Annotated in this window: 12 protein-coding genes; 7 read left to right on the top strand and 5 right to left on the bottom strand. The window is 59.9% G+C overall.

The features are described from left to right. Nucleotides 1-304: 304 nt before the first annotated feature. Nucleotides 305-841, top strand: coding sequence for a DNA starvation/stationary phase protection protein Dps (gene dps / locus OXS49_RS30505; protein ID WP_267428359.1), 537 nt, complete (start codon nt 305-307; stop codon nt 839-841). A gap of 541 nt (nt 842-1,382) precedes the next feature. Here the strand turns inward: dps and OXS49_RS30495 are convergent. Continuing rightward, nucleotides 1,383-2,024: a PAS domain-containing protein gene (locus OXS49_RS30495; protein ID WP_267428358.1), complete on the bottom strand. Its 642-nt coding sequence runs from the start codon at nt 2,022-2,024 to the stop codon at nt 1,383-1,385. 107 nt (nt 2,025-2,131) lie between these two features. On the opposite strand from OXS49_RS30495, the gene OXS49_RS30490 reads away from it, so the two are divergent. Further along, nucleotides 2,132-2,329, top strand: a complete 198-nt coding sequence (locus OXS49_RS30490; RefSeq protein WP_267428357.1) for a hypothetical protein — start codon at nt 2,132-2,134, stop codon at nt 2,327-2,329. Nucleotides 2,330-2,390: 61 nt separating this feature from the next. On the opposite strand, the gene OXS49_RS30485 is transcribed toward OXS49_RS30490, so the two are convergent. Next, nucleotides 2,391-2,999, bottom strand: coding sequence for a PAS domain-containing protein (locus tag OXS49_RS30485; RefSeq protein WP_267428356.1), 609 nt, complete (start codon nt 2,997-2,999; stop codon nt 2,391-2,393). Between the two features lie 218 nt (nt 3,000-3,217). Here OXS49_RS30485 and OXS49_RS30480 point away from each other — a divergent pair, with 218 nt between their 5' ends. The 3 genes from OXS49_RS30480 (at nt 3,218) to OXS49_RS30470 (ending at nt 7,117) form a co-directional block, all read left to right on the top strand. Next, nucleotides 3,218-3,499, top strand: a complete 282-nt coding sequence (locus tag OXS49_RS30480; protein ID WP_267428354.1) for a hypothetical protein — start codon at nt 3,218-3,220, stop codon at nt 3,497-3,499. A gap of 582 nt (nt 3,500-4,081) precedes the next feature. Beyond that, the gene (locus OXS49_RS30475; protein WP_267428352.1) at nt 4,082-4,642 is read left to right on the top strand and encodes a PAS domain-containing protein; all 561 of its coding nucleotides are present in this window, start codon (nt 4,082-4,084) and stop codon (nt 4,640-4,642) included. A gap of 363 nt (nt 4,643-5,005) precedes the next feature. Next, a complete protein-coding gene (locus OXS49_RS30470; RefSeq protein ID WP_267428351.1) occupies nt 5,006-7,117 on the top strand; it encodes an EAL domain-containing protein in 2,112 nt (703 codons plus the stop codon). 182 nt (nt 7,118-7,299) lie between these two features. On the opposite strand, the gene OXS49_RS30465 is transcribed toward OXS49_RS30470, so the two are convergent. Next, nucleotides 7,300-7,593 (bottom strand): hypothetical protein, encoded by a 294-nt coding sequence (locus OXS49_RS30465; RefSeq protein ID WP_267428350.1) that lies wholly within the window; start codon nt 7,591-7,593, stop codon nt 7,300-7,302. Nucleotides 7,594-7,763: 170 nt separating this feature from the next. Here OXS49_RS30465 and OXS49_RS30460 point away from each other — a divergent pair, with 170 nt between their 5' ends. Continuing rightward, nucleotides 7,764-7,895, top strand: a complete 132-nt coding sequence (locus OXS49_RS30460; protein WP_267428349.1) for a hypothetical protein — start codon at nt 7,764-7,766, stop codon at nt 7,893-7,895. A gap of 116 nt (nt 7,896-8,011) precedes the next feature. On the opposite strand, the gene OXS49_RS30455 is transcribed toward OXS49_RS30460, so the two are convergent. Continuing rightward, nucleotides 8,012-8,224 carry a hypothetical protein gene (locus tag OXS49_RS30455; protein ID WP_243998884.1) on the bottom strand — a complete coding sequence of 71 codons (213 nt, stop codon included), beginning with the start codon at nt 8,222-8,224 and terminating at the stop codon, nt 8,012-8,014. Between the two features lie 182 nt (nt 8,225-8,406). Further along, a complete protein-coding gene (locus OXS49_RS30450; protein WP_243998885.1) occupies nt 8,407-8,649 on the bottom strand; it encodes a hypothetical protein in 243 nt (80 codons plus the stop codon). Nucleotides 8,650-9,931: 1,282 nt separating this feature from the next. Between OXS49_RS30450 and OXS49_RS30445 the strand changes: the two genes are divergently transcribed. Next, nucleotides 9,932-11,701, top strand: coding sequence for an alpha/beta fold hydrolase (locus OXS49_RS30445; protein WP_267428348.1), 1,770 nt, complete (start codon nt 9,932-9,934; stop codon nt 11,699-11,701). Nucleotides 11,702-11,890: the final 189 nt, after the last annotated feature.

The following is an 11,890-nucleotide window of genomic DNA, read 5'->3' as shown; positions in this document are numbered from 1 at the left end:
CCCGTTCAGCATTCGAGCCGATCGCTGACCACTTCGTTTGGTCAGCCCCGCCGGCGTAGGCGCGAGCCTGAGCAGCAAACAGGTCGATCTGCACGATACCCTGCTCGATTGCGTTGATCTGGTCGGCGTTAGCATGGTCGATCAGAACCGTACCGGTCGGTTTCGACCCGGGAGGTCGGCCAGCGGCACACTCAATCGATCCTGCTGGTCGCGCGGGTCCGCGAGGTGCCCTTGCAGCGATAAGCCAGCAGGAACCGGCTGAGGCGAACGCGACTTTCGCAATCGACTCAATCGGAGCGATAGCATGGCCCCCAACACGACCCCGCGACCGCACCAGACCCGCAACGACACCGACTCGAACGCCAAGCAGGTTTCGGTACAAGCCCTCAACGCCCGGCTGGCGGACGGCATCGACCTTGCCCTGGCAGTCAAGCAGGCTCATTGGAACCTCAAGGGTCCCTCATTCATCGGCATCCACCTGATGCTGGACGGCTTCCGCACAGAGCTCGACGACCTCAACGACAAGGTCGCGGAGCGCGCGGTGCAGCTCGGCGCCACGGCGTTCGGCTCGACCCAGGCGGTGGCCGAGCAGACCAAGCTGCCGGCCTACCCGACCGGCATCTACGCCATCGCCGACCACGTGGCTGCGCTGATCGACGGCTACGCCGCCTACGCCAATGCGGTACGGAAGAACATCGACGAAACCGATGAGGCCGGCGATCCGGATACCGCCGACCTGTTTACCGAAATCTCGCGGGCGGTCGATAAGCAGCTCTGGTTCCTTGAGGCCCACGTTCAGGAGTCCACCGGCGAGATGCGCGACGGGAACAAGGCGAATTGAAAGGCCCTATCGGGATCCTGCAGCTTCATGGTTCAGCTTATCGATGGATCGGCAGAGATGAGGGTACTGGGGCTTCTTGAAAAGGCACAGGAGCCTCAAATGTTCTCGTCTTGCAGCGTGCTGGCGATCGACTCAGTGGTGGCGAGCCAGCGTGCAGCAAGTCGCGACGTAAAGGCCCATTCTTGTGGCTTTGTCAGAAAGCAGGCTTTCCGCCTTCTGATGTAGCCAAGCGCGTGAGGCAGGACCCTCATATTCGAGACTTCGTCCTGTTCAATGCCGTCTTCGAGGACGGCAGCCGCGCCCTGAACTGGCGTGTGCCGATGAGATCCTGGGGGGCCTGGATGGCGATATGCCCGCACGGCCGATCATCGAATAGACGGCTGCCGAGGTCGCCGTGAAGATCGGAAGGCCGGCGCGGGCAAATCCGAGCTTGACGGAAGCCGCCAAGCGGAAAGCCGAACCGGGCGGGCCTAGGAACGCACTGCTCGACTAACATCGGTACGAGCCGCTGCGCTGCCAATCACGCCGACGATGGCCGGCCTCAGTGGAACTTCGAGACATGCCTCGATGGCGCCGCCTCGGTCTCTCGCCCCTCTGGCAAGGAGGATGCGATCTGGCGACCAAGCTCGAGCATCAGTGCCTGCAGAAGCGGTTCAAGGTGGGAAGCGGCGCCGGCCTCCAACTCGTGCATCAACTCCCACAACTCCAGTGCACGCTCGGCCATACGCTCTACTGGGGTTCCGATGGCTGCAGGGACTGCGAGGAAGCGCGACGACCCTTCCGCACCGCCCTCTGCCCGCGTGTCTGTTACGTCTATGATGATCCCGCGCCCACGCATCCGGCCATTTAGGTCGCGCTCGAAATGCCCGCGCGCCAGTGCCCAGCGAACAATGCCCGGCGCCGGCAGGATGCGGTGCTCCCACACGAACAGTCCGCCTTCCTCATGCACTTGCCGCCGCCGCACTGTGTCTGCGGCGAGATCCTCTGGATGAAAGATCGATAGCAGGCGCCTGATTGAGATGCCTCGTGCGGCATCGACAGAAGACAGCCCAAATATCTGGGCCATAACGACATCACCACGGATGCAGTCGCCTGCGACATCGCTCTCCCACAAGCCGATGTTGAGGCTGGTCAGCGGCAAAAGAGCCGAGGAGAACGTATCGTCCGGGGACCGACGCGGCATGCGCCAAACCAAGCTTCCGTAATCCGAGCACAACTACGAGCATGGCTTTTCGTTGCCGTGCAACCCAGATATACAGCGATACGATTACACACGATAGCAGGCCCGACATGGGCGAACGTGATAAAGGTGATGGCCGCGAGTTCGATCTCCCGGCGATTGATCAGGCCGCTGCCGCTCGCGAGCGTGAGCGCAAGCTGCGGGTGTTGAAACGCCTCGGCGAGGCTCTTGGCCGCCCTGTCGAGGACTTCTACGGGCCTTTTTCGACGGTTGATACTTCGAAAAATAAGTCAAGCGACGGGAGATGAAGGCTCATACCTGTTGCTCTTTGCAGAGTGCCGGTCATCTGCCAAAGATAGACTGGGCATGTCAGTTCATATGTTTGTGGCGTTCCCGTACCTCTTGCTGCGCGAGCTTGCGGCCAAGATCGAACAGGAGCGCATCAGCTCGTGCCTTCAGAACTGGGTCTCGCAATTCGACGATGGCCCGCTGAGCCGCCATCGCGTGGTCGACTGCCAGTTCCAGCGGCGATGCCGTACTGTCGGCATTGGTTGGATCTCCAGAGTTTTCGCCCGCCCGCATCTGCGTGATGTCCACGATGATGCCACGCCCGCTCAGCGGACGACCCTTGTGATCGCACAAGAAGTGGCCGCGCCCTAAAACCCACCGTGTCACACCATCCGCCGAGCAGACCCGATACTCGGCTACGTAGGAGCAGCCCTCCTGCGCGTTTTGCAGGATCAACGCGAGCACGCGCTGCCGGTCCTCAGGATGGATGCCGTCGATAAAGGCGGAGAGCGGCGTGCCTGCCTCCGCTTCATCAGGGTCGAGATTGAACAGCAAAGCTACGAATGCGTCGGATCGCGTCAAATCCGAGACGCAGTCCCATTCCCAGCTGCCGATCACATCCAGAGCGTCGATGGCCCCCTGAAACGCCCGCGGACAGGTCTGACCCGCAACGGTCTTCGGCTTGGGCATCTCTGTCCCTGGTTCGACGAAAAAGCCAATGTGCGTAACAAGAAGAGCGCCACAACCTCAAGGCGAATTTTTACAAATTGTGGCGACTGTTGCGTGCTAACAACTGGCCGGTGAGCCTAGGTTGTATAAGATTGAATACAAAATTATGGCACTATCGGTGGGAGAAGCTTGTGGGCTCGAAGACACCTCCAACGGTAGGCGCCACGGCAGCAGAGGGCATGGCCGGAAAGACCTGCGACCCGCAGTCGAAAACGCCGAGTTCGAAGGCCGTCGCGCAGTTGCGGCAAATTGCTGGGGCACTCCAGCTACCCCTGTCCGTACTGTTCGACCTGCCCGAGCAACGGGACGCAGCGATCGAACGAAGCGATAGTACTGCCTTCAGCACTAGCAACATGAGCATCGAGTGTGTTGCACTGCTCCGCGCTTATAGCAGCGTGCGTGATCCGACCGAGCGACAGCGGCTCCTCAAACTTGTGCAGGCCGCGGCCGAGCAAGCCTGAGCTGTCAGCCGCGGTTGATCTGAAGGCGAAGTGCGTCCCTACGGTCTCGCCGGTCCAATCATTCGCGTCAAACGCCCGACCGGTGTTTGTCAGGGGAGCGCAACGGCCGAAATCATCGTCGGGCGACGGGGTCGTGCGCTATCCAGCTGCCATGTCAGCTGGCACAGGCGCGGCCCGCACGTACTCCAAGCAGGATCGCCAGATCTTGGGATCTGCAATCTTTGAGAAGAGTCTCAGAAGCTCAAGTTCTTCTGACGTGGTTTGGGACGCCGCATCGCGGTGGTGAAAGGCATTCATGCGGAGCACTTATTTGTTGACGGCGAGCGTCTGCGCCACCCGCTTCAAGATGCGCTCGGTGCGATCCTCATCCACTGTCGTTACCCGTTAAGTCGAGAGCGAACCGCCCTGGATGTGCTTGGCTTGGAGAACAATCTTCTCTTGAATGGATATCTCATCCAAGCTTGCAATTCACGATTGCGGCAACTAACCACAGCTTGTCCTCGCCCTGTATGCGGGTAGACGAAGCATCGCCGTACTCCTTCGCAGCGCGTGACTTCTCGTGCGGGTAGTTGGACGCGTTGGATGGAACGAATGTTCTCTATTGCTCGAATGGATCCCGCCTTACGCGCGGCCGGACTGATTGGCACGTGGAACACAAATGTCGCTGCGGGCCGCTCCATACTCGATGAAGGTGCAGCCGCCCTATTGGCAGGCAATGGCGCTCTCGCTGGCCAGCCGCTTCCTCTCGAGGCTGCTCTAGCTCGCACGCATCCGGAAGACCGCACGTGGATATTCGAACGCATCCGCCGTGTACGGCAGACCGGTGGTCCGTTTTCGGCCGAGTTCCGGATCCTGGTGGAAGCAAACAAGGTCTGCTGGGTACTCTGCCGCGGTTCGCTCGAACGCGATGAAACAGGCATCATGCGCGGCCGGGGCGCCTACATCGACACCACTGACGTTCACAGCAGCCCTTCCATTTCGGCTGCCGCGCTCAGCCAGGATGGCGAAGACCCTTTGATCGTAGCTGCCGACCGCTGCATCGAAGTGCATACGGCCCTCGGACAAGGCGAGCACGTGGATCTGCAGCGACTGTCCGAGACGCTGCTGTTCGGGATCGGGCGCAGGCTGGCACAGCGGGGATAGGCTGCCTCACGCGCGCTCCAGCAGGTCGAGGTTCAGCGCGCCGGTGGCCGCGATGACGCCGCCGCGCCGGTGCCGCGGCAGCACCATCGGTTTCGGCATCGTCGCCTTTTTCGCCTCTGGTGAGAGCATTTCGGACGCCTCGATCTCGCGGTCCTGATCAGTCCCGCGCTGCCATGTGGTGTGAGGGTCAGTAAGGCCCGAACCTCCCTCGCAGTTAGGCAATCATCAATCACAACGAGGGCGATATCCGAAGCGGTGTTCAATTCTCGGTTGTATCAACGATTTCATTTACAAATACCGGTAGAGGATCCCGAACACTGGAATGTACGGGGTCTGGCCGTGTCGACTTCTGCACCTGCCCCCTTGGACGGCGGTCCACTCCGAACCATCGTCACCGACCTTGCCGCATCCCAGCGTGCGTTGCAGGCCTCTGAATTGCGCCTGCGCATGATCCTAGACCACATCGACCAAGGGCTTGTCATGACCGACGCGGATGATCGCGTCCGCGTCTACAACCGGCATGTCGCCGGCATGATGGGGGTGCCCGAAGATCTGCTGAGCGACGGCGCTCCCTTCGCCGATGTCCGGGCTCATCAAGCGGCCCATGGCGCGTACTTTCACCTGCCCGAACACCTGGAGCGTTGGCTGGGGCACGGCGATTCACAGACCCGCGCTGACGATTACGAGCGCATGCGCGCGGACGGCACCGTGCTGCACGTCCGCAGTCTGCCGCTCCCGGGTGGCGGGCTGGTGCGCACGTTCACCGACGTCACACAGCGTTACGCGGCGGAAGCTGCCGTCCGTGAGAGCGAGCGCCGCTTCCGGCTGCTCGCCGAGAACTCCAACGATGTCTTCGTGCTCGGCGACCTCGACATGCGTCGCCTCTATGTGTCGCCCGCCGTGCGCAGCATGCTCGGGTACGAACCAGAGGAGTTCGTCGGCAGCACACCGTTCGATTTCGCCCACCCTGACGATGCGTACATCTTCGCCGATTTATGGGCGAAAGCGCGAAACGAGCGGGACGGTCGGTTCATCGCGTGCATACGCTACCGCCACAAGGCGGGTCATTACCTCTGGATCGAGGCTTCGGTGAGCCTCGCGCGCGAGACCGATAGCGATCAGGTGATCGGCTACGTCGCGACCCTCCGCGATGTCACCACACGCCGTGAAGCGGAGGAGCAGGTCCGGCACATGGCGCTGCATGATGCGCTCACCGGTCTGCCGAACCGCACACTGTTCCGCGATCGGCTTGACCAAGCCATCGCTCACGCTGCCCGATCCGGAAATCCCTTTGCCGTGCTTGCCTGCGACCTCGACCGGTTCAAGGCGGTCAACGACAGCTTTGGCCACGCGGCAGGCGACGCTCTGCTGCGCGTCGTCGCCGATCGCATGCAGGGAGTAATACGTCCCTACGACACCGTCGCTCGTCTGGGCGGCGATGAATTTGCCATCGTGCTCACCTACCTCGACGCGCCGTGCTGGGCCATCCGCATCGCCGAACAGCTGATTGCGGTCGTGAGCGAGCCGATCGACCTCGATGGACAGGTGGTGGAGGTCGGGGTCAGCATTGGGTTGACGCTTGCCACGGAGCAAAACGCGACTGCGGACGAGTTGTTCAAGCGGGCCGATATAGCCCTGTACGAGGCCAAGGCTGCCGGCCGAAACACGTATCGCGAATTTGAGATAGATGCGGGCGTCCGCATCGCCCTGCGCGGCCAGCTTGGCCTGGACATGAAAGAGGCGATCCGACGCGGTGAGTTCCAGCTGGCTTACCAGCCGGTCGTGGATGCCGCGACTGGCGCAGTCGTCAGCTTCGAGGCGCTGATGCGCTGGCATCATCCGACGCAGGGCAAGATCTCACCGGGAACCTTCATCCCGCTGGCTGAGGAGACCGGGTTGATCGTGCCGCTCGGCGTTTGGGCGTTGCAGGAGGCCTGTCGTGAGGCGATTCATTGGCCCGCCCACATCCACGTAGCGGTCAACGTCTCGGCGGTGCAGTTGCGACGCGAGGGCTTGGAGGCATCGGTTCTTTCCGCATTGGCGTCTAGCGGTCTGCCCGCGACACGCTTGAAGCTTGAGGTGACTGAAAGCGTGATGATGCAGGACTCGGACACGGTACTGGCCTGCCTGCACCGCCTGCGCTCCCTCGGTGTGCTTATCGCCCTGGACGACTTCGGCACCGGCTACTCGTCCCTCAGTTATCTGCGGCGTTTCCCCTTCGATAAGATCAAGATCGACCAAGCATTTGTGCGCGACATCGCGGATCCGGATGCGGCCGCGATCGTGCGCGCAGTGGTCGGTATCGGCGAGCGGCTGGGCATGGGCATCGTTGCCGAAGGGATCGAGACGGTCGAGCAGCTAGACCTCGTGCGCCGCGAGGGATGCACGTTGGTCCAAGGCTTCCTGTTCAGCCCGCCAATCCCGTCCCACGAGGCACGCAAGTACATGGCGGCTGCTCAAGGCAGGGCAGCCTGACCGCTATCGCTCGCTGAGCTGAACAGGAACTGGCTCCCCGCCCGCCGCCGCTGCAATCGGTGTCGTGGTCTATTGCGTGACGGGCCGCCTGGATCGGGCGGAGCGCTACGACGGCCGCTGAGCAGGGAAGCCGCGCTCGTCCCCAATGCTGCACCCGAAGATCGAGTGGCGCCGGATCGCGATCAATCGCGTCTCGCCTCAACGCTCGCGCGCTTGACCATGGAACGCAATGCTGCGCTGCCTTCCAGTGCGAACCAAGAACGCAGCATATTGGTGGTTTGAGGCGTGTCATCGGGCCGCTCGCGGAACAGATCGGCGTAGCGGGCCAACTCACGCTCCACGAACATGTCGAGATAGACAGCGCCTCTGGTCCTTGCGAGCTCGGTGAGGGTGTCCTCCAGAACGCGTTGCATCATCTCGCCGACCATGGCCGAGACGTAGACCGCTTCCGCGCTGCCCTGTTCGAGCTCTTTCAACCACGCCTCCTATTCGCCCTATGGCACCGTCCTAAGCTTGACCAGAGGCCCGATGCAACGCTGGCTCTCCGCGCTGGCGCTGGGGTGCAGTTCCGGCAGGTGGCATCCTAAACCGACTCTGCGGGTTTCCGTTCAGAGAGTAGGTCACCTACCCTCACGAGGAGACGTTCATGGCAACGGACAACAAGCGCGGCAACCGGGAAGCGAAGAAGCCCAAGGCGGCCAAGGTGAAGACGAACGCCTCGGCGCCATCGACCAAGGGTATGGTCACGGCCAAGCCCACCTCGGGACCGAAGAAGTAGGACGCAGCGCCTCGTCTGGGCTAGCGGTTCGTCCAGTCCATCTGCCGTGAGGCGCATTGGACGTGCCGCTGGCGCCGCGGAAACGCTAGCGCCAGCCTTCTGGGCGGTTGTGCAACTCAGTCCTTCATCGTGGCGATGATCCGGTCGATGGCGCGCACGCTGTCCTCGATGGCGCGCGTGTGGACCAGCATGATTGCCGCATCCTCGTTGCCTGCGTGATCGTCAGGCCACCAGCGGCCATCGTTCAGCTCACGCAACAACTCGCCGATCCGTTCGTGCTGGCGTCTGAGCAGGGCAACGGCGCCTTCGCAGGCTTCGTTCTCAGGCATGTCTCCGATCCCATTTTGGGTGAAGCATATGCCAGTTCGATCATCGGTGTGAAAGGACGAAGGCTCGAACGCGGCCAAACGCGTGAAGATTCAGACCGGCTCGTGATGGTCGGGGGATCAGCCTGACGGCGGCACCATTCTAAGCGCCGTCATGACGGCGCTGCTCCCACGCGACAGTCGCCTTAAGCAGACAACCGCTCCAGCCTGGAAAGGCCGGCGTCGGTAATTTGCCATGTTGCGAACGTGCCGCCGAGATGAGGGCCCGCCCGCTCGCCGACCCATACGAGGTCGCCCCGGCTCGCCAAGCCACTCAGGCGACTGTGATCACCCGGCCAAGCCCGATCCATCTCGCGCTTGATGGAGATGTGCCCGTCCATAGCCTGGGCGGCTTTCGTAAGGAGGCGACGCTCGTGGTTGACCAGCATGGGCAATCTCCGGTGAAGGGTAGGCCGCTACGCAGGCACTGCGTAGAAGCTTAGCCATTTGGAAACGTTTTGCAACGCAGCGGCCTGGGTCCGATGCAAGCTCTGCCTGTTGCGCGGCCTCTGAGCCGATTGGCGCAGTCATTCGATCCACGCCCAAAACCAAACCGCGCCCTTTGAACGAAGCGGAAAGATGGAGGGCGCGTTTCGTGTCGCTGTGGTGGATCGAGCCGCGGATCGACATCAACGAAGGCATCGTAGCCTGCGAACGGCGCTTCCACAGCCAACGTATCCTGCTACCGAAATCGCAGCGAGCAGTAACGTTTCGTCGGAGGAAAAGTTGCTCCTTGCATCCTACAGGGCTGGCCTCAATTTGCCCCGCAACCGCCGAAATAACCGCTTGGCAAATGCTCCGACCGACGCATGAGTATGGTCACACCCCATTTCGAGACTGCTGTGAAAGCTTGCACCGTCGCATCGTGAAGGCCGAAATACGTTCAACGCTAGCGGCAGGCGCGCTTACTGTCTTGATCAGGAGTGGGTCCGATTCGTCAAAGGTTGAGCAACGGCTCGACAAGGAGATCGATAGGCTGTTGATCTTGCGCTGGCAGCTTCTTGAACTCCGCTACCCCAGCTAAATCGGACATTCAGCTCGGTAACTCTCGATCATACATAACTTTTGACCCTAGCGCTCCATGGGTGCAGATTAATCGCAACCTTACCCGATCCGGCAACATCCGGTGACCGATCCACCAGTAAGCATACCCGTTCGATCGACGTCGAATATTTCCCATTGCTGCTGTTCGCCGCTAGGCATTGACTACGTAGGCACTGAATTGGCTTTGACAACCCGGTACTGGTATGTATCCTAGTTTGAACAATGCATGAGTGTTCGATATACTGCTGCTTGTCAGAAACTAAAGGCGGAGACTGATTTGTCCGGGGCCAAACGCTGCGAGGTGTAATGCCTGAAGTTCAATTTCATGGTACTTTTTCCTGTTCTGAGTCGAGACAATGACTTGTATTGATAAATAGATTATTATTTTACTTTATAATATTTTCGGGTTTGTTGTTATGAGCTACGACGTATTGATAAAATTAGATCCAAATTATCTTTATTCAAATCAAAAATGTGCTATTCATACTAATATAATTTTTGTACGCGCGACAATTACCGAGTTCGTGTTAAGATGATGGACAAAATTTGCAGTGGTTCCTCCTGGGAACCTTTCTAGCGGTATAATAGATACGTTTGACAATTTTCACTTCGGTGGCGGTCGGAGCTATGCTAGCGAACATTCCATCATCTTTGTATCCGGCACTCGAAGCTCCTGTCGCATTCGACGGGGTATTCGGCTGGTTCCGGCCCGGGTCGACTCGTCGCGGCGTGGTGTTGTGTGGAACGCTTGGGTTCGAGCAACTCTCGGCTTATCGGGCGTGGCGAGAGTTGGCGGCCCAAATCGCCGATGCCGGTTGCGCAACGCTACGGTTCGACTTTCCCGGAGACGGGAATTCAGCTGACGTAGAGGTCATGCGCGCCGAAATTTTGGTTGGGGCGATCACGCGCGCAGTGCGCTATCTGCGCGCGGAAGCTTGCGTGGACGAGATTGTTGTTGTCGGTCTTCGTCTCGGTGCAACGCTTGCAGCCTTATCCGCCGCTGCGAGCAGCATCGACCGTCTTGTGCTCCTCGCTCCTTTTACGAGCGGTCACGCTTACCTGCGGGAGATGCGCCTGCGGTCACGTACGGTCGATCGTCTCCCGACTGATGAGCCGATTCCGCAGACACCTGGCGATATCTTGCTCGGGGGCTTCCGATTGGGCCCAGCGCTGGTTGCCGATCTCTCGGCCGTCGATTTGATGGCGATCACTCATGCGCCAGCTCCAAACGTCCTGATCGTTGGGTCCGACACCGCGCAGCTTTCTCGACGCTACGAAGAGCTTGGCAGCCGAGTAACCTCTGCGCCGTTTGCCGGGCTCGCGCAGCTTTTGATCGGTGACCTGTTCTCCGAAACCCCGAAGGACACCTTCGAGGCCGTTGTCACCTATGCTTGCGCAGACGCCAAGCCGGCGTCCGCGGTGTCCCCAACGGTTCGCGCTGCGGGAGCGATCGGCGGCCCGGGCTGGACTGAGGCACCAGCTCGGTTCGGGGTGGGTCTTGTTGGAACGTTATGCCGTCCGGACCGGCCGGCCGCGAACGCACCGACGATCCTCTTCCTCGGGTCAGGTCGGAATGCGCGGTCCGGGCGTGGTCGCCAAATTGCTATCCTGGCGCGCCGACTTGCCCGGTCCGGCATTCGATCGCTTCGCTTCGATCTGTGCGGAATCGGTGACAGCCCCGATAGACAGGACGGTTCTTCCCCGCTCTACGCCCTGGATGCGGCCGAAGATGTGCGCGCTGCGTTGAACTATTTGGATGAATTATCGTCAGCACCTATATTGGTTGTTGGCTTCTGCAGCGGTGCATTTCTGGGCTTTCATGCCATTCAGGGTGATCATCGGATAAGGTCAGCTATTTTATTTAATTTGTATTGTTTCGACTGGAATCCCTTATACGATGTCGAAACTAAGATACGAAATCCTTATTGGGGTATCTCCGGCTACGCAAACGAAGCTAAAAAGGTTTCATCCTGGCTTGCCTTACTTCGTAATCCCCAGAGAATTTCAGACATCGCCGCTAAGCTCGTGCGATTGGCCGTTCGAAGTCTGAAAAAGATTGTCTCTGTTCCGTTCAAAGCTGTGTATGCTGAGGATACAGTCGCTGGCCGCATCGGACGTATCAGGCGGCGCGGCGCCAGTTTAACCCTCGTGTTCAGTCCGAATGAGCCGGGGTTAATGGAGGTGCACGCGAAACTCGGGCGCACGCCATCGGATGTCGAAAGAAAGCTCGGACGACCGGTGATTATAATTGAGCAAGCCGACCATAATCTCACTGTCGACGGGACGCTCGATAAGTTTTATGAAATAATATTGGAGTCTATCGAATGTGATTGCGAGAGAACCGCAGAGGGTAGCGAAAACGAAATCAAATCTTTCAAATGTTCATTGGGATTTTGAGGGCAATCACGCTCACGAAATTTGGATCATGCGGCTCTCCAGGCACTACGCTCTGACATCTGGCCTCATCCAGAAGCCGGCTAGTGCATCGATCCAGACGGGGGAGTCAGCCATGTCTGGAAAAATTGATGCAAAACCAAAGAGTTAGCGCTCACTCGCATGAACGAAGTGAATGCGTCAGAGCGCTAG

Origin of the sequence: Methylobacterium sp. GC_Met_2 (genome assembly GCF_026540795.1) — a bacterium.
GTDB lineage: Bacteria > Pseudomonadota > Alphaproteobacteria > Rhizobiales > Beijerinckiaceae > Methylobacterium.
The sequence above is the reverse complement of the archived record's forward strand: the minus strand, read 5'-3'. Positions and strand labels throughout refer to the sequence as shown.

What these genes read in the sequence shown, in the direction of transcription:
- dps (WP_267428359.1), top strand. Translation starts at nt 305, where the DNA reads ATGGCCCCCAACACGACCCCGCGACCGCACCAGACCCGCAACGACACC.
- OXS49_RS30495 (WP_267428358.1), bottom strand. Translation starts at nt 2,024, where the DNA reads ATGCCGCGTCGGTCCCCGGACGATACGTTCTCCTCGGCTCTTTTGCCG.
- OXS49_RS30490 (WP_267428357.1), top strand. Translation starts at nt 2,132, where the DNA reads ATGGGCGAACGTGATAAAGGTGATGGCCGCGAGTTCGATCTCCCGGCG.
- OXS49_RS30485 (WP_267428356.1), bottom strand. Translation starts at nt 2,999, where the DNA reads ATGCCCAAGCCGAAGACCGTTGCGGGTCAGACCTGTCCGCGGGCGTTT.
- OXS49_RS30480 (WP_267428354.1), top strand. Translation starts at nt 3,218, where the DNA reads ATGGCCGGAAAGACCTGCGACCCGCAGTCGAAAACGCCGAGTTCGAAG.
- OXS49_RS30475 (WP_267428352.1), top strand. Translation starts at nt 4,082, where the DNA reads ATGGAACGAATGTTCTCTATTGCTCGAATGGATCCCGCCTTACGCGCG.
- OXS49_RS30460 (WP_267428349.1), top strand. Translation starts at nt 7,764, where the DNA reads ATGGCAACGGACAACAAGCGCGGCAACCGGGAAGCGAAGAAGCCCAAG.
- OXS49_RS30455 (WP_243998884.1), bottom strand. Translation starts at nt 8,224, where the DNA reads ATGCCTGAGAACGAAGCCTGCGAAGGCGCCGTTGCCCTGCTCAGACGC.
- OXS49_RS30450 (WP_243998885.1), bottom strand. Translation starts at nt 8,649, where the DNA reads ATGCTGGTCAACCACGAGCGTCGCCTCCTTACGAAAGCCGCCCAGGCT.
- OXS49_RS30445 (WP_267428348.1), top strand. Translation starts at nt 9,932, where the DNA reads ATGCTAGCGAACATTCCATCATCTTTGTATCCGGCACTCGAAGCTCCT.